We start from the raw sequence: 23,989 nt of genomic DNA, 5'->3' as shown, positions 1-23,989 counted from the left end.
TTTTTTATAGAAAAAAGGGAACAATTTCAAGGTGGACTCAATCAGTGGCTCTAAAACGATAACAAAACCGTTTTTAAGAAGCCCATTATCATTGGACCATAAGCTTAGAGCGTGGTATCTCATGTAATTTAAGGTCAATGCTATGTTTCATTAAGTTTTGGATGAATGCATAGCCATTTTTATGGCTAATTTAGAAATAGCATATTGTAAAGCTTTGTTCTTGAGTAGCTGATGCAACGTTTATTTTAGGAATGAAGGCATTAGTTCCTGAAGTTCAAGTTAACACAACTGCAAGAGCACCTTTTTATAATTGAAAAATCTTCTCATTAGATGTAATCAATAGTATTTAAATTTTTTATTCTACATAATGCTATGTGATTTATATATTTTATTTATATATTACGATTTTAATTATACACCATAATACCATGTAATGAATATGCTTTTATGCATATTTATTTTTTCTTAATAAATAGCCACCGATTAATCGGTGGCTTGAAATAGTATTAAGCGGCTTTCTCTCCTGTTTTTACGGTGGATTGAAGGCTATTATAGACACCTGTACCAATAACCTCTAATGCCATTTTCATACGTTCAGGTGAAATGTTCTCAAATACGTTATCTTGAGGTGTGTGATATACCTTCTCGATATGATAGATTAATGGATTCCAGCTATCGACACCCATCCAAATAAATAGAGCAGCAGGAATACCAACTTCAGCAAATGGTACGTGATCACTAGAGCCGAATTTTCCTTGCAGTACGAGGTCATTATTTAACTGTTTACCTGCTTGCAAGGCTGCGTCTGTTACAAGGTTTGGAGAACCGTTAGGCGTCATAGCATATAAATTCTTTGCTTTATCGTAATTTGTTGCAACCATGTCTGCGTTAAAGACACCTAAAATTCGATCGCGTTCTTTTTGGGACAGACTATTAACATAATAATCGGAGCCAAGTAAGCCAGTTTCCTCAGAACCAAAAGCAATAAAGCGAATTTCTTTATCAGTTTCTACATTTTGAAAAGCACGAGCTAACTCTAATACTAATCCTGTACCAGAAGCATTATCGTTTGCTCCAGGTGCTCCAACGACACTATCATAGTGCGAACTTACAACGACAGCTTTTTCATTACCTGTACTGTTTTTTGGTTTCTTTTTAGCAATAACATTTAGAGATGTTAAATTAGATTCATGTCTTGCTTTTAGGGAAAGAATTGTTGTCCCTTTTTTAGCGATTTCTTCTTTAAATGCATTTCCTTGCGCATAAGCAAGACCAAAGACAGGGATAGACTGCTTTTTCGTTAGGCGGGGATTGAAAGTTTGTCCGTAGTTCCCACGTCCACCAATTAAACTGTATAAAAGAACACCTTTTGCTCCTTTGCTAACAGCATTTTCAACTTGTTTATTATAGTCTGCAACTGTTGTTCCTCTTTCGAATAGAACAATTTTTCCATTTACTTCATTTGGGATATCCTCTAATTTTGTCCCACCTTGAACAAAGATAAGAGGAGCTGTAACAGCTTCTGTAGAAATTAGTGCGTTAGGGGCAGCACCAGCTTGCCAATTACGCTTTGTGGATAATGGTGATTCAATAAAGCCAACGTATTGATCAGGCACTTGAAATGGTTGATATTCTACTTCATAGCCCATTGATTTAAGTTGCATACCAACGTAGCGCGAAGCCCATTCTTCTGATTTTGTTCCACCAGGGCGAGGACCAATTGTTTCGGATAAGAAACGGATATGTTCGATAGCGCGGCTTGCATCAACTTGTTTTGTGATAGATGAAGTCTGTGTGATTTCTGAAGTGGAATCAGCTTTGGCTTGTCCAATCGGAGCTAAGCTAACAGCGAGTGATACAGCAAGCAAAGAGCTTACTATTTTTTGTTTTAAAGATTTTTTCATTTTTTCCTCTCCTATTCTTCTATTCTCTCTGACTGACAAAAGAAGACGGATAACGACTTCATTTTACCCTTGTTTTTATTATTTTTCAATATTCTGACATTGAGAAACAAAAAACTCTATATGCATATTTGCATATTTTTGACGGAGATATGTATGCTATCATTTTAAATGAAGGTTCGCTTTCTGTTTGGAAAGCTCCTACATTGCATGAATCTAGTGTACCCAAACTTTAGATTATGTAGAGAAAAGAATCCACTGTAGGGTTTCTTTTCTCGTGTTTGAATCATGTGATGATAAATATGTTTCCGCATTTCATAATTATCATCAGTGATATATGTAAGGCATCCATATGAAAATACGAGGCTGTTCAAAGGTTTTCCGTACTTTTGGACAGCCTCACCCCGTTAAAAGAACGATACTCTATGTATCGTTCTTTTTTTGCATAAAAAAACCCCCAATCAAATGTTCATTTGATTGGGGGTGAAAAACTATTAATAATATTTTTTTCGTTTTGTAGCTAAAATACTTAACAATCCAGCTAGTAGAAGTACGATACCTACTGTTTGGGTAGGATCTTTTTTGTGACCTGTATTTGGAAGTTCTTTACCCGTATTTCGGTCATCTGGCTGTTTGTTTGTATGTGTTTCAGGATTTCCTTTTTCTAGCTCTTCGGAAGTTTCTTTACCATGTGTTTCAGGATTTCCTTTTTCTAGTTCTTCGGAAGTTTCTTTTCCTGTTTCCTCTTCTTTATTCGGAGGAGTGATTGGTTTATCATCTCCACCTGATGAAGAATCAATCTTTTTATTTGAGACTGTAATTTGTAGTGGTGCAGCTTGAGCTTTTTCAATTATAAAGCTTATTGGTGATGCATCTAATTGATAGCCAGTAGGAGCCTTTGTTTCCACTAATTGATAATTACCAGGTTTCAAATCATTTACGATTAATTTGCCATGTCGGTCTGTTTTTAAACCTTCTCGTACTACTTTTCCATCTTGATCTAAAATATTGAAAATGGCACCTTCAAGTGTTCCGTGGTGCTCAATATCAACTTTAGTTAACTCCATTGAACCTGTTGTTAAACTATTTAAAGCTGTAACAGAAGTAACTTGAGATTGTCCTTTCGTAATTGTGAAAGGAATTGGCTTAGCGCTTAAATCGTATCCAGTAGGAGCCTTCGTTTCAATAAACTGATAGTCTCCCGGACGTAAATCAGAAACAGAAATTTTTCCATCTTTATTAGTAGTTAAATCAGAACGAATGTCGTTTCCGTTCATATCAACGATTTTAAAGATAGCTCCTTCAAGAGTAGAGCCGTCGATGTCATCGACTTTAGTTAATTCAACAGCGCCTTTAGTTAAGCTATTCGTAGCAGTAACAGAAGCTGTAGCTGTTTGGCTCTTTTCAACAGTAAACTTGATAGGGTTTGGATTTAAGTCGTAATGCTTAGGAGCTTTCGTTTCAATAAACTGATAATCTCCTGGACGTAAATCAGAAACAGAAATTTTTCCATCTTTATTAGTAGTTAAATCAGAACGAATGTCGTTTCCGTTCGTATCAACGATTTTAAAGATAGCTCCTTCAAGAGTAGAGCCGTCGATGTCATCGACTTTAGAAAGTTCAACAGCGCCCGTAATTAAGCTATTTGTAGCAGTAACGGAAGCGATTTTTTCTTGTCCTTTTTTAACTGTGAATTTAATAGGTGTTTCGTTTAAGTCATAGTGCTTAGGAGCTTTTGTTTCGATAAACTCATAGTCTCCTGGCGGTAATTCATCCACAACTAAACGGCCATTTTTATCAGTAGTTAAATCGGTACGAACATCGTGTCCATCCTTATTAACAATTTTAAATACTGCACCTTCAAGTGTTGTGTTTTCTTCAACATCATCAACTTTAATTAACTCCACACTACCTTTCGTTAAGCTGTTAGTAGCTGTAACGAAGACGTGTTTTGTTTGACTTCTTTCAATTGTGAACTTAATAGGATTTTCATTTAAGTCATAATGTTTTGGAGCTTTTGTTTCAATAAATTGATAGTCTCCAGGTTGTAAGTCTTTAGCGATGATTTTTCCGTCTTTATTGGTAACTAAATTCGAACGAATGTCGTTTCCGTTCAGATCAGTAATTTTAAATACCGCACCTTCCAGTGTTTCTTTCGCATCTAAAGAATCAACTTTCGTTAATTCAACGCCACCCTTAGTTAAGCCATTTTTAGCAGTAACAGAAACGTGAGCTGTTTGGCTTTTCTCGATAGTGAAAGGAATCGGTGTTTTATTTAAATCATAATCTTTCGGAGCTTTCGTTTCAACGAATTGATAATCTCCTGGTCGTAAATTAGAAGCAGAAACTTTCCCGTCTTTATCAGTAGTTAAATTCGTGCGAACAACTTTCCCTTTCGCATCAATGATGTTAAATACTGCATCAGAAAGTTTTGTATCTGGATTTATATCATCCACTTTAATTAACTCTACAGCACCTTCAATTAAGCTGTTCTTAGCAGTGACTTGTAACTTCTCTGCTTGGCTTTTCTCAATTGTAAATTTAATTGGTGTAGCATCTAGTTTATAGTGCTTAGGAGCTGTTGTTTCAATAAATTGATAGTCTCCAGGATGTAAATCAAGAATAGAAACTTTCCCTTTCGCATCTGTCGTAATGCCAGTGCGAACGTCATTGCCGTTCATGTCAATAATTTTAAATACAGCACCTTCAAGAGCTGTACCGTCGATATCATCCATTTTAGAAAGTTCAACCGCACCTTTTGTTAAACTATTTTTAGCAGTAACAGAAATCGGTTCAGCTTGTCCTTTTTCAATAGTGAAAGGAATCGGTTCTTTATTTAAATCGTAGTGTTTCGGAGCATTCATCTCGATGAATTGATAATCATCTGGACGTAAGTCAGAAACGTTAATTTTACCTTGTGAATTTGTTGTAAGATTTTCGCGAATTACAGTACCCTTCATATCAACAATGTTAAATACTGCGCCTTCAAGAGTGGTACCGTCGACGTCATCCACTTTAGAAAGTTCAACGCCGCCTTTTGTTAAACTATTTTTCATAGTAACGGTAGCAATATCTTTTTGGCTTTTTTCAACTGTAACTACAATTGGTTTTTTGTCTAAATCATAATGTTTCGGAGCCGTTGTTTCGACAAGTTGATACGTACCAGGACGTAAATTTTCAACAACGATTTTTCCTTCATTATTTGTTTTTAAATCTGTTTTAAGCACTTTTCCATTTTGATCTAGTAAATTAAATACTGCATCAGAAAGTTTCATTTGATCGTTTAGATCATCTACTTTAAGTAATTCAATACTACCTTGTTGTAAGCTATTTTTAGCAGTTAAAGAAATAGCTTTCTTCTGTCCTTTTTCAATAGTGAAATGGATTGGTGTTTCATCTAAAACGTAATGCTTAGGAGCTTTCGTTTCGATGAATTGATAATCACCCGGACGTAGGTCATCGATTTCGATTTTCCCTTTACTATTTGTAACAAGATCTTTATGAATTACAGTACCCTTCATATCAACAATGTTAAATACTGCGCCTTCAAGTTTTGTGTCATCGATGTCATCAACTTTAGAAAGTTCTACTGCACCCTTTGTTAAAGCATTAGTAGCAGTGACATGAAGAGTTTCAGTTTGGCTCTTTTGAATTGTAAATACGATAGGTTTTTTATTTAAATCGTAATGTTCAGGAGCAATTGTCTCAACGAATTGATACGTACCAGGGCGTAAGTTTTCAACAACAATTTTACCTTCGTCATTTGTTTTTAAGCCCTCTTCAACTAGCTCTCCGTCTTTATCTAATAAATTAAATACAGCATTAGCAAGTTTAGTGTTTGTATCGATATCATCAATCTTTGTTAATTCAACGCTACCTTTTTTTAACGTGTTTTTACCTGTAACAGTAATTTTTTTCGTTTGACTTCTTTCAATTGTAAATGGAATCGGTGTTTCGTCTAATACATAATGTTCAGGAGCCATTGTTTCAATAAATTGATAGTTTCCTGGACGTAAATCAGAAACCAAAATGTCACCATTGTCGTCTGTAACAAGGTTTGTGCGAACTTCAATTCCATCCATATCAACAATTTTAAAGATTGCACCTTTCAGCATTGTACGATCGATGTCATCAATTTTCGTTAATGTGACTGCACCTTTTTTTAAGCTGTTAGTAGCAGTAACAGTAATGTTTTCTTTTTGACTTTTTCCGATAGTGAACGGAATAGGATCGTTGCTTAACGTATAGTCTTTTGGAGCTTTTACTTCAACAAACTGATAGTCTCCAGGGCGTAAATCAGAAGCGGTAACTTTACCGTGCTCATCGGTAGTTAACCCTTTACGAACTACCTTTTTAGTGTCATGAGCATCAACAATTATAAATTCTGCGCCTTCAAGAGTAACGCCATCAACGTCATCAATTTTTGTTAAAGTAACGCCACCTGTAAGTAAACTATTTGTTACAGTGACAGGGACTGGAAGATCATCTTTGCTACCTTTTTTAATTGTGAACTTAATAGGTGTTTGATCTAATTTATAATGTTCAGGAGCTGATGTTTCAATAAATTGATAATCTCCTGGTGCTAAATCAGGAATAACTATTACTCCGTAATCATCTGTTTTTAAATCTTTTGCGATTTCTTTGCCAGTTGCGTCTTGTAATGTGAACACTGCGCCGGCAAGAGCGATACTACTTTCCACATCATCTTCTTTAATAAGTTTAACTTTTCCTTTCGTTAAACTATTTTTAAATGTAAGTGGAAGAAGTTTTTGTTGTCCTTTTTCGATTGTAAATTCAATTGGTTCTACATTTACATCGTAATAAGTTGGAGCTTTTGTTTCGATAAGTGTATAGTTACCAGGACGTAAGTCATCTACAACTAACTTTCCTTCACTATTCGTAACAAGGTTCGTACGAGCATCTTCATTCGTATCTCTATTAACGATTTTAAATACTGCCCCTTCAAGTTTTTCCTTTTCATCTGCAGCATTCACTTTTGTTAATTCAATACCGCCTTTTGTTAAGCTGTTTTTAGCAGTAACAGTAGCCGACGTCATTTGACTTTCTGTAATCGTAAATTTAATTGGATTTGTATTTTTATCGTAATACTTCGGTGCTGTTACTTCGATAAATTTATAATCGCCAGGGCGTAAGCCAGTAGCGATAGCTTTACCATCCGCACCAGTTTTTATATTTTCGCGAATGACTTTCTTTTCATCATTAGCATCAACAATTTTAAATACAGCACCTTCAAGAGCTGTACCATCGATATCATCGACTTTCGTTAATTCAACATCTCCTGGTTTTAAAGCATTTTCAGCTTTCACAAGTAGAGTTTCTTTCTGACTTCTATCGATTGTAAATTCAATAGGTTCTGCTTGTAAAACGTAATGTTCAGGAGCAGCTGTTTCAATAAATTTATACGTACCAGGACGTAGCTTATCAGCTTTTGTTTTTCCATCAGCATCTGTAGTTAAGTCAGTACGAACGTCATTATTATTTACATCGACAATTTTAAATACGGCACCTTTTAGAGGGTTTTTATCACCGAATTCATCCACTTTGAATAATTCGACTTCTCCTGTTTTTAAACTATTTGTTGCTGTAACAGTAGCAAAAGACTGTTGGCTTTTATCGATTGTAAACTCGATAGGATTTGCATTTAACACATAATCCTTAGGAGCTTCTGTTTCAATAAATTTATACGTACCAGGCTCTAAGTCTTTAATAGTTACTTTACCATCCGCACCAGTTTTTACATTTTCGCGAATGACTTTCTTTTCATCATTAGCATCGACAATTTTAAATACAGCACCTGCAAGAGCTGTACCATCGATATCATCAGTTTTTGTTAAAGTGACGCCACCTTTAATGAGGTGATTCGTCGCAGTAACAGTAACTGCTTTCTTTTGACTTTTTACAATTGTAAACTCAATCGGTTTTTTATCTATGTCGTAATCTTTCGGTGCTTTTTCTTCGACAAATTGATAGTCTCCAGGGCGTAAATCTTTTGCTTCAATTTGTCCCTGATCATTTGTCGTTAATTTTTCATAACCGGTAACTTTTATGTTGTTCCGGTCTCTTACACTGAACTCCGCACCAGCTAAAGTTTTTCCATCTTTATCGACTTTTGTTAAAATGGCCGATCCTGGAATCAAACTATTGGTTGCAGTTCGGTTTACTACAGTCGTTTGATCTTCTTTGATTGTAAATCTAATAAGTGTACTGTCTAATTTATAATGCTCAGGAGCAGTTGTTTCTTGTAAGTAGTAAGTTCCTGGTTTTAAATTATCTACAGTAATTTGTCCTTTATCATTTGTTGTTAATTCTTTATGTTCAGGAATAACCTGTTTGTTTTGATCAAGTAAAGAGAAAACAGCATGTTCAAGTGTTTCTCTACTCGTAGCATCAGTCTTTGTAAGTACTACTTTCCCTACAAACTTCTTATTTGTAAGGGTATATTTTGTAATTTCTTCAGAACCTAGCTCGACAAGTATACCTTCTTTTAATTCTTTACTAATTACATAACCTTGAGGTGCTTTCGTTTCTTTAATTAAATATTTATCACGTCGTAAGTTGTTAAACTTGGCGACGCCGTCATCACCTGTTGTAATTGAACGAATAGCGGTTGTGCCTGTCTGATCATATAAAGTAAATTCTGCTCCGGCTAATGGTGCTTTTCTATCTTTGTCATCAACCTTTATAATTTGAAGACTTCCGCGTCCTTTATTAGCAGAACCACCCCCAGATCCAGAAGATACTTTAACTACCTTTTCTTCTGTTGTTTCAACCTGGGTTAATGTTAAACGATTACCAGTAATCTTCACTTTATTGCTCACTGTCTCATTATTGTCTGCATTAATGAGTGAGCGATATTCTAAAATATAAGCTCGATTAATGGTATGAAGAAATTCAACTTTAAACTGTTGTTTTCCTGTATCGTTGTCTGTTGTTACTTTGAGTTTATAATCTGTTCCTTCTTTTAATTCATTTGCGGTATCTTTTGTTAAAGTGCCATCCACGGCTACTGTTGTTGGGTATAGGTGGAAGGACTTTTCATCAAGAATTTGATTGTCTGTTGGGTTATCTGTTACGACAGCATTTTCAATAGTTGATTGACTCGGATTAATGGAAACACTCCAATCAATATACTTGTCATTTTGTTTTGCTGTTTTCGTAACACCGCTACCACCGTTTTTGATCTCAAATGCACCATGGATAGTAGTAACAGTTTTCGATCCATCTTTTAAATCGGCATAATTATCGTAGCGCTTATTAATTTGTTCACCTGCAAGTGAAGTTTTAAAGCTAATATAATATGCAGAATTAATTTCGTTTTTAAAATGAACCGTTAATGTATTGTTGTTATCTTTTGTTGGATTTTCTATCGTATATTCGCTAGGAGGAACAGGATCGCCTACTTCAAATCCATGTGCACCACCAGTTAATTGCATATGTCGAACTTCAATAGATTCCGGTATTAATTTTTGGTTATCTCTTAATACATCAACGATAGAAGGATCCTTAATCGTTCTATTATTATAGTTAAATCCAATGTCCCATTTAATTTCTTTCGTTTGGGCATTGTAAGAACCGTATTTAAATCCATTTCCTTTTGTATAGCCGTCAGGATCGAATTTATCATTGGAGGAACTATTTTTATCGTCCCCATTTATGTCTATCCATGATAAATTTGCTGTATTTTTGAATGCTTTATTTTCATTCTCTTTAGATAGAGTTTCGTAATTAAAGTCTGTTGTGTATGTGATAGTTAAAGTTTTATCCATATTAGACTTGTAAATACCAGCTAACTTTACTTCGAATCCCTTATCGGTTACATGAAGTGTGTAGTCATCCCCTAATTTAAGTACATTTGATCCGTCAGTAATCTTGAAACTATTTTCCTGTAATGTTAGACCACCAAAGTCAAATGTATCCTTGATAACAGCATCGTTTAACACATATTTGTTATCATTTACAACAATTGTCCATTTTGTTGTTTTCGCATTGTAATCTGTATCGCCTGCATTTTTATTATGTTTCTTTATGATATTTTGTTGCTGTAGTGTAACGTTGTTTGTCTTACTTGAGCCACCATCTGCGATAATTTCATTTTTAATTTCTCCATCTGTTATGACATCACGCGCAGCTTTTGATGTGTAAGTAATTACATAGGCGCTATCAATATCTTCATTAAATTGTAAATCAAATCCCTCAGTTGTTTCTTTTACTGTGAAATTTGTAGCCTCGTTACCAGTAACAAGTTGCCCTTGATCATTATAAGAAGCATTTTTTACAACAATAGAACTTTGATCAATTTTATGATCCTTATCTAGAATATCTTTTAAAAGAGCAGCCTCTTTTTTGATCTTTCTTTGGTCACCGTTGTAAGTGATTTTCCATTCAATCGTTTGCGTTTTTGGGTTGTACTTACTAGTTTTTTCTAGATGTGTACCGCGTGATACAGTTACAGTTGAATTTGTAGATACACTGCCTTGATTATCACTGGATACCTTTGCATTGTTTTTGAAGCTAGTAACACTTTCATCTGTAATCTTTGTTGCATATTCAATTTCATATGCTTTATTCGTTTCCTTTTTAAAAGCGATATTTAATTTATTAGAGGATGAAGTCAGTTCATATTCTTCTTTAGGAACTTCTGCACCACGAGTTGTGTTCCCGTTAATATCTACTTCTAAATAGTAAACCTTAATAGAATCTTCGTTGAGATTTGTCCCATTTGGAATGTCATCTTGAAAGACGGCATTTATAAGTTTATCTTTTGTCTTGTTCATTTCTACTTTCCAATTAATTTGATTCGTATTAATTGGTCTATCAGGTACACCTTTTTTATCTATCGATTTTGTTACTTTAGGTTTGAAATCAAGCTCAATAATAACGTCTTTTTCTTTAATAGGGAATGGGATTTGTTTTTCTGTAGTCCCTGTGATTTTTACTTCATTAAACTCCGTACGAATGTTTAAATGTCCAGCGATATTAGGATGATCTTCAACATATTCGTTAAAAGTCATCGTTACTTTGCCATCAGGCGTAACAACGAATGATCCAATCGTATGTCCTTCACCATCTATTAAATCTTCTGTAATGGTATTGTGGACAATAAAGTATTCTGGGAGTTGGAAAGTGTAGTAATCATCTTTTTTGACGTTCAGCGATTTTAAAACTTCCCATGTAAAATCAATTTGGGTAATAGAATCTGGACTTGGGCGATTATCCGTATCATTAAATGGCTTACCGTCTTTATCCGTTAGTGTGACACCTGTTAAAATATTTTCTGTAATTTGCTTAGGTGATGGGTCTGGATTATCAACAGGCTGCTCTGTTGTGTTATCACCAGGATTCTCCGTAGGTTGCTGAGCATCGCCGTTCTTTTGCTCTTCCGCAGGTTTTTGAGCATCGTCGTTCTTTTGCTCTTCCGCAGGTTTTTGGGCATCGTCGTTCTTTTGCTCTTCCGCAGGTTTTTGAGCATCGTCGTTCTTTTGCTCTTCCGCAGGTTTTTGGGCATCGTCGTTCTTTTGCTCTTCCGCAGGTTTTTGAGCATCGTTGTTCTTTTGCTCTTCCGCGGGTTTTTGAGCATCGTCGTTCTTTTGTTCTTCTGCAGGTTGTTGAGTAGTATCCTTATCCGTAGTAGGTGAAGCTGGATTATCTACCTGAACAGGAACTGAAATAGACTTAGTTGTTGCACCTAAAGGGAACGAGAGTTGAACAGATTTTGCACCAGATTTTAAATCTGGATTGAATACTGTATCAAAACTAATTTTTCCGTTAGCACCTTTAGAATCTTTTACTTGGTCGTTAAATACTAATTTCATTTTGTTATCGTTTGCTGTAACAAAATATTGACCAATAATTTGTTGAGCTGCCATCAAGTTTCCTTGTTGGTCACTTTTAACTTTTAATGCGTTAGGTATTTGGAGCACTGTTGTGTCTGTTTGTTGATCTTTTATTGACCAAGCATATTCTAGGTGAATGGTTGATCCTAACTGTATTAAGTTTTTTGGATTTAATGCTTCGTCAATAATATGATTCGTTGCATCTTTCATTTCAACAGTGTCAAATAATGAATTCCCCGTTAATGTTTCCGCTTTTACTTGATTGTATGGAAAACTAGCAAGCTGCGAAAATAGTACGAATGTAATTAAACATATATTGAAAAGTTTTTTCATTGTGCCTCCTTTATGAATCCTTGTATTGCATAAAAATGCTTTGTGAAGGGATTATTTGTCATGGATCAATGTGCTTTACGTGATGCCTCCTTTACTACGTATACTCTCTAGGAAAAGTGTTCATATTCGATGATTTGTAACGTAAAATAAATGCATATTCTAATAATATAGAGAGTGAATATACAATTTTCGACAAAAAATGTCGAATAAAATACTGATAAGGAATGATATCAGACCTTTATAGAATGTGACTTGTTTCGTGATTCTTTATAAAATAGGTACATACAAAAAATATGCAGTGAAACGCTTTAACTATTTTATGATGATTTGTATTCTTGCAATGTGCAAAGAATCGTTATAAAGGTGAGTTTTACGATACATGCTAACCAAAATAGTGTATCCCATTGTAAAAATTCTTTCGTATTGAGGTAGTAATAAAATGTAGCTTGAATTTGGTCAGGATGAAGAAAATATGTACTGCCTAAAAGAGTATACAATTCGTAGATTAAAGCGAAGATAGCGTTTTATGATAAATAGAACGCATTACTTTAATCGATGCTGTTAAATAAAAAAAGAAGGTACTCCCTTGATTATCTTTTATAAGAGATAATCATCAATAACCTTCGTTAAAAATTATATATGTAAATGAAAAAGAGTTCAACCGTATTGCTTCTTTTCAAAAGAGTATGTAAAAAGAACCGCTTCTTACTAGGAAGCGGTTCCTTTTTTATATTTCTGTTAAAATTATCGGTTCACCGCGTGTTACGACAACTGTATGTTCACATTGTGCAACAAGGCTTTTATCAGGTGTAACGAATGTCCAACCATCGTCACCGCGCTCAATAATATGATCAGCTTTCATAGAAATGAATGGCTCTACAGCGATAACTAAACCATCTTTTAAAAGCGCATTATCCATTGGGTCAAAATAGCTTAAAATGTGGTTTGGTGCTTCATGTAAACTAAGACCGATACCATGACCAGTTAAGTTTTGAATCACATTGTATCCATTTTTATGTGCGAAGTTTGAAACAGCACGACCAATTTGATTTTGCTTTGAACCAGCTTTCACCTTTTTCATTGCTGCCCAAAATGCATCAACAGCTGCTTGGCAAAGCTTTTCTTTTGCTTCATCTTCTCCAAGTACAAATGAAATACCTGTATCTGCATAATAGCCATCAAGTGCAGCAGATACGTCGACATTTACTAAGTCGCCTTCTTTTAATACGCGATCTCCTGGAATACCGTGAGCAACTTCTTCGTTTACACTGATGCAAGTTACACCAGGGAAATCATATTCTTTTTCAGGTGCAGAAATAGCACCGTGCTCATCTAATACTTTTTTACCGATCAAATCAAGCTCTTTCGTTGTCATGCCTGGCTTCGCTTCTTTTTTCATTTCTTCACGTGCAAGCGCAACGATGCGGCCGATTTTTCGTAAGCCTTCTAAGTCTTGTTCATTACGAATAATCATGAAAACCACTGTCCTTCCTCGAATATATATCTTATCCGATTGTATCATGTTTATTTTCGTCCTGCTACTCGCTTGCGGTATGCAGGCTGATTCGTCTCATAAAGAATACATGACAATTGTCATGTCGATGTTATGACGCATCATACTGTTTCCTAAGTTTTCCAAGTAATACAATGTAAATATAAGAAACAGCGGGGGTGGAGAGATGGAAAAGATTATTGAAGTAAATAGTGTTTCTAAAACATTTAAACATAAAAACGCAGTAAATAACGTTTCGTTTCATGTGAATAAAGGAGAAATCGTAGCACTACTTGGACCGAATGGTGCAGGGAAAACGACAACGATGTCGATGATGCTTGGATTAAAGGATCCGACAGAAGGAACTGTTTCTATATTTGGAAAAAGTCCAAAGCATAGAGATGTTCGTAATAGCCTCGGTGCGATGCTACAAGAAGTAAGTGTTATTGATAGTATTACGGTGGAAGAAGCAATTGAGCTATTCCGTAGTTATTATACAAATCCGGTAGCAAAAGAAACTTTATTACAGTTATCAAATTTAGAATCAGAGCGAAAGCAAAGATGTGAGAAATTATCAGGTGGGCAAAAAAGAAGGTTAAACTTTGCGCTTGCACTTGCAGGGAATCCTGAATTGCTATTTTTAGATGAACCGACAGTTGGAATGGATATTACGTCTCGAAGAACGTTTTGGGAAACAATTCGAAAGTTAGCAAGTGAAGGGAAAACAATTATTTTAACGACACACTATTTAGAAGAAGCGGATGCATTGGCGAATCGTATTTTATTGTTTGCGAATGGAAAGATTATCGCAGATGGCACACCAGATGAGATGAAGGCAACGATTTCTCGAAAAACGATTTCGTTTTATTCGAAGGAAAGCATTCCTACAAAATTACTAAAAGAATTACCGAGTGTAACGGATGTACAGGTAAACGAAGGACGCTTTGCTTTAACAACTGAAGATACAGATGCAACTTTAAAAGCAATTTATCAAAAGAACTTACCTGTAACAGATGTTTCAGTTGAACGTGGAAGCCTTGATGAAGCATTTGAACAGTTTGTCGCAAATCAGAAGGAGGAGATTGCATGAGAGCGTTTTTGATGCAATGTAAGATGGAGATATTACGTACGTTTCGCAATAAATTATTTATCTTTTTCTCATTATTAATGCCAGTTATGTTTTATTACATTTTTACAAATGTTATTCAAGTGCCACAGAACGGGAATGAATGGAAAGCTCATTATTTAATCTCTATGACTTCATTCAGTATTATTGGAACAGCGCTTTTCAGTTTTGGGGTCCGTCTTTCTGAGGAAAGACAAAAAGGGTGGGCACAGCTTTTGAGAATTACACCTTTGCCAGAAGGAGCATATATTTCTGCAAAAATTGTTTCGCAAACAGTAGTAAATGTGTTTTCAATCGTAGTTATTTTTATAGCAGGTATTTTAATTAATGATGTTCAGTTAACAGTTGGTCAATGGATAGGCGCTGGTTTATGGCTATTACTAGGTGTAACACCATTTTTAGCGCTTGGATCGATAGTTGGTTCTATTAAAAAGGTCGATGCAGCAGCAGGCTTAGCGAATATTTTAAATATGTGTTTAGCAATTCTCGGTGGCCTATGGATGCCAATCGAAGTATTCCCGAAAATATTAAGATCTATCGGTGAATGGACACCAACATACCACTTCGGAAGTGGTGCATGGGATATTGTAGCTGGAAAATCAATTGGTTGGGAAAATATCGCGGTATTAGGAGGTTATTTCCTTATATTTGTTGTAGTATCAATATATATAAGAAAAAGACAGGAAGCGGTATAAATGATAGAGAAGAAGAGGATTGAGATTTTTCCGAAACATATGGGTTTCTTTCCGTATATGTTTCTCGTGTATTTATTATTTCCAATTTACCATTTAGCACAAGTGTCAGGATGGAAGTTTGTGCTAGGGAGCGGTATGTTGATACTTTTTATTATCACATACCGTCAGCTTTATTTTGTGCAGAGGACGTTTGTTTTATGGGCATGTATTCAAATGGTACTCATCTTTTTATTTGCTTTATTTTATAATCCTTTTATGATATTCTTTGGTTTTTTTACGGCAAGTGCGATGGGATTTGCGCCAAATAAGAAAGTGTTTCGAGTGCTATTATGTTTGTTAGTTATAATGCTTGGGATTTTTATATTTGTAAATATGAATCAACTAACAACTACAAGTTTAGTAAATATTGTTCCGATGTTTATTTTAATGCTTCTTACACCATTTGGTATGCGCAACTTTAATCAAAAAAAGATGTTAAGAAATCAATTAAATGAAGCGAATGAGCAAATTAAAGATTTAGTAAAACGTGAAGAACGGCAACGGATTGCAAGAGATCTTCATGATACGTTAGGGCATACATTATCACTCATTACTTTAAAAAGTCAGCTTGTGGAAAAGTTAATTGTAAAAAATCCGGAGCGAGCAAGTGCGGAAGCGAAGGAAATTACACAAACATCTCGTACCGCTTTAAAACAGCTAAGGGAATTAATTTCTGATATGCGCATGATTACAGTAGAGGAGGAGCTTAAGCAAATAAAAGCAATCTTACAAGCTGCTAATATTGAATTAGAGATCAAACAAGAAACGAGTGCGAGTTCGTTATCACCCATTGAACAAAATATTTTAGGAATGTGTTTACGTGAGGCTGTGACAAATGTTGTAAAGCATAGTAAGGCAACGCGTTGCACAGTTTCTGTACTAGAATCACAAGGCGAATTAATTTTGACAGTAGAAGATAACGGAATTGGCTTAGCAGATCAAAACCATGATGGAAATGGCATTCGTGGCATGAAAGAGCGAATCGCTCTTATTGATGGATTTGTTGAACTGGGTACGATTAATCCAGGGACACTATTAACAGTAAAAGTTCCAGTTGTTATTCGAACAGGAAAAGATGAGGTGAGGGCATGATTCGAATTATTATTGCAGAAGATCAGCGGATGCTTCGTGGTGCATTAGGGGCCCTGCTTGATCTAGAAGATGATATTGAAGTAATTGGGCAAGCTGCGAACGGGGAAGAGGCGCTAAAATTAATTGAATCGTTAAAGCCTGATGTAAGCATTATGGATATTGAAATGCCAATTCAAAGTGGATTAGATGTTGCGGAAACGTTAAAGAAAGAAAAATCAGCATGTAAAGTAATGATTTTAACAACATTTGCGCGTCCTGGATATTTTGAAAGAGCAATGAAAGCGGGCGTGCAAGGATATTTATTAAAAGATAGCCCAAGTGAAGATTTAGCCGCATCAATTCGCAATGTAATGAAAGGAAAGCGAGAGATCTCTCAAGATTTAATGTTCGGCTTATGGCAGGAGCAAAACCCTTTATCAGATCGCGAAAAAGAAGTATTGCTACTTGCGAAAGAAGGAAAGACGGCAAATGAAATTGCGAAGGCACTTTATCTTTCACCTGGTACAGTACGTAATTATATTTCTGAAGTATTAACGAAGCTTGATGCGAAAAATAGAATTGAGGCAATTACAATTGCGGAAGAAAAGGGATGGATATGAAAAGAAGTTTACCTATGAACGGTAAACTTCTTTTTTCTTGTACACAACAGTTTCGTTAGAGAATGCTGTCTCAGTTACATCACTTGTAATTAGGAGTGTATTGCGTTATGTAGATTTTACTTCATTTTTCGACAAAAAATTTGTTATAGTATGATTAGGTTGTTGGTCTAAATTTTGGACAACTTTGCCACTAACAGTTGTAATTACTCCATCTTTATCTACTTTTACAATGAGATCTTGACCATATGCTTTATATTTTTTGTAAGTTTGTGCAAGAAGAACTTCGGTTTGCGTTTCTTTATCGGTAGGTTGAAAGTCTAAATTTTTTCAGCTTTCACTCACTCTTGTTGAGTTTAGCCTCTTTTATCTCACCTTTTAAATGTTTTTTCGCTATATTTCTTTTGTATTATTTTGAGGTTGTGTTATTTTTTTAATCGTTAAACTAGGCTGAGTAATCTCAATTTTTACCTTGTTTTTGTCTAATTCCGGGGTGTGAATAGCTTTTGGTGATAAGGGACAAAGAAGACCGAATATAACGAAGGCACAGGCAAGTTATCTATAATTTATCTATAAAACATCTAATCTATTATTGTATGTGAGATGAAATGTATGGAAAATTTGCCGAATTTTATATATATTATGCATTATTTCATGTCAAAAATTGTCGAATTCACATTATTGTAGTGGTATGACAACTTAACAAATTAGATTGTTATAACGGGATGGTGAGTAAGTATGCACGCAGAAAAATTAGGAAGTGAAATTAAGAAAATTAGGGTAATGAGGGGATTAACACAAAAGCAGTTGTCCGAGAACATATGTCATCAATCGGAAGTGAGCCGAATTGAATCGGGCGCGGTATACCCAAGTATGGATATATTGCAAGGTATCGCAGCAAAATTACAAGTTCCCATTATTCATTTTTATGAGGTACTCATTTATTCGGATATTGAAAGAAAAAAACAGTTTAAAGATCAAGTCATTATGCTGTGTAAGCAAAAGAAATATAAAGAGATTTATAATAGAGTATGGAATGAGTTGAAAAAGGAAGAATATCATCCTGAATTCCAGCAGTTTCTTCAATGGCAATATCATGTAGCAGCTTACATATTGAAGAAAATTGATTACGAATATTGTATTTTAGAATTGAAAAAATTGTTGAACCAACAATTAGCTGGAATAGACGTATACCAAAATCTCTATATAGAAAATGCAATTGCAAATATTTATGCTGAAAATAGCTATTTTAAGAAGAGTATTGAGTTATTTGAAGATATATTAAAACAATTAGAGACATTGCATGATAATGAAGAATTTGATGTGAAGGTAAGATATAATCATGCAAAAGCATTATACTTAGATGAGCAATATGAAGAGTCACTTTATCAAGTAAATAAAGCGATTGAAACATCATGCCGAATTAATAGTATGGCATTAATTGGACAGTTATATTATCAAAGAGGTGAATGCCTAGGAAAACTGGGACATGAAGAGGCAGCGATTGAAGATGCATATAAAAAGGCAAGTTTCTTTTTTGATATATTAGAAATGCATGCATATAAAGAAGCGATTGCAGATAAAATCAGCAGATAGAAAACCTAAAAAATGGATATGCATAATTGCATAGGATATGGATAAATTTTCATGATATATTAAAATAAAAAATGTGGGTGATGGAATATGAAGAAACTACTTATTGGTAGTCTATTAACGTTAGCGATGGCATGGGGTATTTCATTAGGTGATACAGCATTAGAGAAAAGCCAAGTAATTTCTCATAATGATCAAGAGGTACAATTAGCTGGAGATCTACCTTTTGAATATTAAAAAACAACCGTCTTACTTAGACGGTTGTTTTTTTGTGGAGTAACCTCCAAACGTCTTTACTAGAAACAGGCTTGCTAATAAAGAATCCTTGAATGTGGTCACAGTTTTGCTCATATAAAAACTTCCATTGTTCTTCGGTCTCTACACCTTCTGCAATAACTTCTAAATTTAGTTCTTTTGATAGTGTAATAATGGAAGAAATAATCGCTTCCTCTAAAGGGCTATTTGTAATTCCGCAAATAAACTCTCGAGCAATTTTTAATGTGTTGATTGGATATTTTGTTAAATAAGCTAAAGAACTATAACCAGTCCCAAAATCATCGATTGAAATTTGAATACCGAGATTTTGAAGCTGTTCTAACTTTGCAACTACAGATTGATTTTGATTAATTGCGATACTTTCCGTAATTTCAATATCTAATGCTTCTGGTTTTAGCTCTGTTTCTTCTAATACTTTTGAAATGGTTGGGATTAAATCTGCATGGTTAAATTGAACAACAGATAAATTCACACCAACTTTCAAGTGAGAAAAACCTTGATTATGCCATCTTTTTGCCTCTAAGCAAGCAGTACGTAAAATCCAATTTCCAAGTTCAATAATAAATCCGGTTTCCTCTGCTAGTGGAATGAATTGGGCGGGAGATACGATGCCGAGTTTTGGATGCTTCCAACGAATTAATGCTTCAAAACCGATAATTTGTTTTGTTTTTGTGCTTACTTGTGGCTGGTATTCAAGGAAAAATTCATTTTGTTGTAATGCTTTTGAAAGTTCTCCTTCTAAGAAGTTACTCTCATTTTGAGCAATACTCATTTCTTTTGAGAAGAAAACGAATCTGTTTTTTCCATTTGCTTTCGCGCGATACATAGCCATGTCAGCATTTTTCATTAATTCTGTTACATCTGTTCCATAATCAGGGTACATTGCAATTCCGATACTCGGTGTAATAGACAGTTCTTCATCTTTAATGAAGAATGGTTTGTTTAAAATGGTTAAAATCTGTTCAGCTATAAATATTGCACTCTTTTCGGAGTACATATCTGGTAATAATATTGTAAACTCATCTCCGCCTTGGCGAGCAACGACATCTTTTGAACGCAAGCAACTGCGTAATCTTTTTGCTACTTCAATTAATAATAAATCTCCGACGTCGTGACCAAGTCTGTCGTTAATTTTTTTGAATCGATCTAAATCAAGGAACATGACGGCAACATCATTTGCACTAGTTTGAGCTGTATTTAAAATGTTTTTTAAGTCTTTTTCAAACTTTCGACGATTTGGTAATCCAGTAAGTGCATCATGAAAGGCTAAATGCTCTACTTGTTTTTGTTTTTCATATAAAGTTGTAATATCACGTGCTATGCCGAACATCCCAACAACTTCTTTGTTTATGAAAGTAGGGATGAGTGTAATGTGAAGGTAATAGTAATAACCTTCTTTTTCTTTTGTACGAACTTCTAAAGTTTGTGGTCTACCTTCTTTTGTCATTTGCAAAGCTTTCTTTAGTAAATCATGGTCTTTTGGATCAATAAAGTGCAAAAGGGAATAGCTTTCTACTTCACAATAGTAGGCAGTAAATAAGCTTTCGCAAGCTGTATTAGATTGTTGGAAAATACCATACATATTTAAAGAGAAAACAGCATCAGGATGATCTTCGAATAAAGATTTGTAGCGTTGTTCACTTTTTGATAACGCAGATGCACCTTCTTCTACTTTGCCTTCTAGTTGTGTAGTCAACTGTTCGTATGTATCGATTAGTGCTCGATTATCCTTCCACATATAAAGTTGTCGTAGGAATAATAAGATGAGTGATAATACTAGACCAATTAACATGAACTTATCATCCCAAGGTTGAAAGATAATAAAAGAAAAAGTAATGATTATACTAAAATAAGGTAATATAAAGCGCACATAATCAAATCGATAATACTTTGTTTTTGTTTCATGCTGTATTGGTTTATCTAAAATGTATAGTATGGACGATAGACCAATTAATAAAATTGAAGCAGTATGTATTAAGTAAGAGATTTCAGAAGAAGTTTCCATTCCTGCGTTTAATTGAAACAGATGTATATATCCGTACACAAGTATGATAGTAAAGCCGATAATTAATGAAATTCTACTAGAAGAATATTGTTCTCTTCTATATAGGCTAATAACGGCGTAAATTACTAATGCTTGTGCGATAAAGTATCCAATTAAAATCCAGGTATCTGTCGTTAACATACGAAAGCTTGAAACGTCCAAAATAAAAGTTAAGGTAAAATAAATATTCATAATAACAATAAAGAGGCTATCGAATGAAAATTGAGCAAGGCCTCTAATAGAGTAATGTTTTATGAACTTTATAGCAAAGCCAGAGAAGAGCAAAATATATTGTACGGTGAAAAAGGGCAAGGACTTATATGAGAATATGACTTGATCATATATAGAAAGTGAATGAAGAAACAAAGTTATCTCCATTGTCAATCCACATAGGCAAGTGCATAGTATTAACACCCAAAATAGTTTGTCACCGCGCTTCATTTTCTTAATTGCTTTATATAAGCAATAGCAAGAAAAGAGTGTAGCGAAACAAAATAAGAAAAGAATTCCAATTTCTTTTATATTCAAGTCCTTAGGGATAAGAAATATCCAAAGGGAAAATATAATTATATACATCATGACAAAGTGTACATATTTTTTTTGATTAATCATATTATGACTCCGTTTCAATAAAGTTGAATCACAGGTGGAAAATGCTAATTCCAATCATAGCATATAAAATAGGGTATTTTTTACTATAAAAATTACTTTTTTTGAAAAAAATAGCTCAACATTACAATTTACCATTGTAATGTTGAGCTATTTATTCTTTTTATCCCTCTTATAGAGGATAGTTCATGTATGAGTTGCAACATTGCTAAATCTTTCTGTTTACTTTCAATCATAATATCGAAATTATGATTGGTTTTTTTTGCAATGTGTAAGAAAGGCTTAATAAACTCTAAATCAATATATTCAGCATGAGCCCTAAATTCTTTTTTCGATTTAGGAGAGGAAATATGAACTTTAGGAGAGACATTTGTATGTGACCAAGTTTCAAAAATTGCAGGAAGTAACAATTCTAGTGGTTCATCACAAAGGTTGGCCATGTGATGATGATAATCAAATACGAATGGAATCTTTTCTTTTTGGCAAATAGATAAAGTTTCAGCAGTCGTATATGTTTTATCATCGTTTTCAAGTGTCATTTGCTTTTTTATATGTGCAGGAAGTTTTTTTATGTTCTCATGGAAACGTCCAATAGCTTTTTCTTTATTTCCATAGGCACCACCTACATGGATATTAATATAAGAAGTATCTGCAATTCCTATTGCATCTAATACTTTATAATGATAGGTCATATCTGTAATAGCGTTAGTTGTAATATGTGGCTTATCGCTTGTAAATAGGGTAAATTGATTTGGATGAAAACTTACTCGTAAATTGTGTTCTGTAATTAATGCCCCGATTTTATGCCAAAGCGGTGTAAATGCCCCGATATAATCAAACTCGACCTCGGGATGTGTTGCAAGCGGTACAATGGAAGAAGACAAGCGATATAATGGAATTTCATGCGCTATATTGTAATGCAGAATACGTATTGTATGCTCAAGATTTTGCCTTGTAACATCGTACAATTTATCTTCTCGTTCTTGTTTACTGAGCTTTTGAAAGCTAGTAAATGTCAGCGTTTTGGCAGGAGAACAGTCCCAAAGTGCCATTGCATGTGAGACATATCCGAACCGCATAATCATAATGAATATCCCTCCTTCATTTATAGGAAGAAAGCAAGTATCGTTCCTATCCATTCTTTTCCTCTATCAATAAGAGAAAGCGGGCTAACATCTTTAAAGGAAAGTAATGATGCGTTTTCTAGATCTTCATGGAATTTGTTTTTTACTGTTTGTATAAAATGTTTATCATATAAAAGGCAGTTGATTTCATGGTTAATATATAAACTTCTCATATCAAAGTTTGCAGTTCCGATATCACAAATATAATCATCCACTATAATAACTTTAGCGTGAAAAAAACCTTGTTGAAATGCATAAATATTACACCCGGCTTGTATTAACTTTCGGCAATATGGGAATTTTGCTTCTCGAACGAGGGCGTGATCAGCTTTTTCTGGAACAAGAACCGTAATTTGAACCCCACGTTTTCGTGCTTTTAATAATGCGTTCATAATTTTTTTCCCAGGAATGAAATATGGTGTACCGATAAAGAGTTCCTTTTTTGCCCCTTCAATTAAATGTAAAAAAGTATGTTGTAAATACGCACCATCAGTCGGAATAAATTGATGTTGGATAGTGCCCGGTTGCTGTTTCGGAAAATAAAGAGAAGTACCCAATAAATTTTGGTTTGTATCATCAAACCAGTCATGTAAAAATTGTTTTTGTAAATCTTGTACTCCTTCGCCTGTAAGACGTAAATGATAGTCTCTCCATAATCCTAATCGTTCATTATGTCCCAAATACTCTTCACCAACGTTAAATCCTCCGATATAACCAATTTTCCCGTCAATGACTGTAATTTTTCTGTGATTTCGCTGATTGGCAGAAAAGAAAGGGAAAGGGAATTTCACTTTATGACAAAAAGAAAAAGAGACACCATGTTTTCGTAGGGAACGAATTGCTTCATCTGATAAATAATGGCTACCAAATCGATCGAGTAAAAGTCGTACTTCAATTCCTTCCTGTGCCTTATTTATCAGTAACTTTAAAAATTCGCGGCTGATTTTGTCATTTTTTACAATGAAGAATAGAACGTGTACATGATGTTTCGCCTGTTTTATATCAGTAAATAGGGCGTCATACAAATCTTTTCCATATGTATAAAGGTGAAAATCACTTTGACGTAAAGGGAAAGAACGAGAACGTACATGCTTTAAATGAACAATTCTCCCATAAGAAAAATCGATTACAATCCAGAGAGCACTGCCTATTAACAAGAGAGATAAGAAGAACATGAGTAAACTCCCTCCTTCACGGTCTTTTCACCATCAGTTT

General features: G+C 34.5%; 12 protein-coding genes and 1 pseudogene. 6 read left to right on the top strand and 7 right to left on the bottom strand.

Annotation, left to right across the window (positions count from 1 at the left end):
* Nucleotides 1–506: 506 nt before the first annotated feature.
* The 3 genes from ATN06_RS27145 to map all read right to left on the bottom strand — a co-directional run bounded on the left by ATN06_RS27145 (nt 507) and on the right by map (nt 13,610).
* A complete protein-coding gene (locus tag ATN06_RS27145; protein ID WP_060632982.1) occupies nt 507–1,904 on the bottom strand; it encodes a M28 family metallopeptidase in 1,398 nt (465 codons plus the stop codon).
* Between the two features lie 491 nt (nt 1,905–2,395).
* Nucleotides 2,396–12,088, bottom strand: coding sequence for a SpaA isopeptide-forming pilin-related protein (locus tag ATN06_RS27140; protein ID WP_060632981.1), 9,693 nt, complete (start codon nt 12,086–12,088; stop codon nt 2,396–2,398).
* Between the two features lie 727 nt (nt 12,089–12,815).
* Nucleotides 12,816–13,610 carry a type I methionyl aminopeptidase gene (gene map / locus ATN06_RS27135; protein ID WP_097889515.1) on the bottom strand — a complete coding sequence of 265 codons (795 nt, stop codon included), beginning with the start codon at nt 13,608–13,610 and terminating at the stop codon, nt 12,816–12,818.
* A 157-nt stretch (nt 13,611–13,767) separates the two neighbouring features.
* On the opposite strand from map, the gene ATN06_RS27130 reads away from it, so the two are divergent.
* The 4 genes from ATN06_RS27130 to ATN06_RS27115 are packed head-to-tail and all read left to right on the top strand — an operon-like array spanning nt 13,768 to nt 17,131.
* Complete coding sequence (locus tag ATN06_RS27130; RefSeq protein WP_060632980.1) at nt 13,768–14,670, top strand: ABC transporter ATP-binding protein; 903 nt, start codon at nt 13,768–13,770, stop codon at nt 14,668–14,670.
* A complete protein-coding gene (locus ATN06_RS27125) occupies nt 14,667–15,401 on the top strand; it encodes an ABC transporter permease (RefSeq protein ID WP_060632979.1) in 735 nt (244 codons plus the stop codon). The genes ATN06_RS27130 and ATN06_RS27125 overlap by 4 nt, the downstream gene beginning before the upstream one ends.
* Nucleotides 15,402–16,532: a sensor histidine kinase gene (locus ATN06_RS27120; protein ID WP_060632978.1), complete on the top strand. Its 1,131-nt coding sequence runs from the start codon at nt 15,402–15,404 to the stop codon at nt 16,530–16,532.
* The gene (locus ATN06_RS27115; RefSeq protein ID WP_060632977.1) at nt 16,529–17,131 is read left to right on the top strand and encodes a response regulator transcription factor; all 603 of its coding nucleotides are present in this window, start codon (nt 16,529–16,531) and stop codon (nt 17,129–17,131) included. The genes ATN06_RS27120 and ATN06_RS27115 overlap by 4 nt, the downstream gene beginning before the upstream one ends.
* 21 nt (nt 17,132–17,152) lie before the next feature.
* On the opposite strand, the pseudogene ATN06_RS29850 reads toward ATN06_RS27115, so the two are convergent.
* Nucleotides 17,153–17,665 (bottom strand): annotated as a pseudogene (locus ATN06_RS29850) (M4 family peptidase); the annotation flags it as partial.
* A 201-nt stretch (nt 17,666–17,866) separates the two neighbouring features.
* Here ATN06_RS29850 and ATN06_RS27110 point away from each other — a divergent pair.
* Complete coding sequence (locus ATN06_RS27110; protein ID WP_060632976.1) at nt 17,867–18,724, top strand: helix-turn-helix domain-containing protein; 858 nt, start codon at nt 17,867–17,869, stop codon at nt 18,722–18,724.
* Between the two features lie 87 nt (nt 18,725–18,811).
* Nucleotides 18,812–18,958, top strand: a complete 147-nt coding sequence (locus ATN06_RS27105; protein ID WP_000734732.1) for a quorum-sensing peptide PapR — start codon at nt 18,812–18,814, stop codon at nt 18,956–18,958.
* A gap of 16 nt (nt 18,959–18,974) precedes the next feature.
* Here ATN06_RS27105 and ATN06_RS27100 read toward each other — a convergent pair whose 3' ends face one another.
* From ATN06_RS27100 to cls, 3 genes are all read right to left on the bottom strand, one after another.
* Complete coding sequence (locus ATN06_RS27100; protein WP_060632975.1) at nt 18,975–21,653, bottom strand: DUF4084 domain-containing protein; 2,679 nt, start codon at nt 21,651–21,653, stop codon at nt 18,975–18,977.
* A 128-nt stretch (nt 21,654–21,781) separates the two neighbouring features.
* Nucleotides 21,782–22,735, bottom strand: a complete 954-nt coding sequence (gene uvsE, locus ATN06_RS27095; protein ID WP_060632974.1) for a UV DNA damage repair endonuclease UvsE — start codon at nt 22,733–22,735, stop codon at nt 21,782–21,784.
* A gap of 20 nt (nt 22,736–22,755) precedes the next feature.
* Nucleotides 22,756–23,949 carry a cardiolipin synthase gene (cls, locus tag ATN06_RS27090; RefSeq protein ID WP_060632973.1) on the bottom strand — a complete coding sequence of 398 codons (1,194 nt, stop codon included), beginning with the start codon at nt 23,947–23,949 and terminating at the stop codon, nt 22,756–22,758.
* Nucleotides 23,950–23,989 lie beyond the last annotated feature (40 nt).

Origin of the sequence: Bacillus thuringiensis, assembly GCF_001455345.1 — a bacterium.
Classification (GTDB): Bacteria; Bacillota; Bacilli; order Bacillales; family Bacillaceae_G; genus Bacillus_A; species Bacillus_A thuringiensis_N.
The sequence above is the reverse complement of the archived record's forward strand: the minus strand, read 5'-3'. Positions and strand labels throughout refer to the sequence as shown.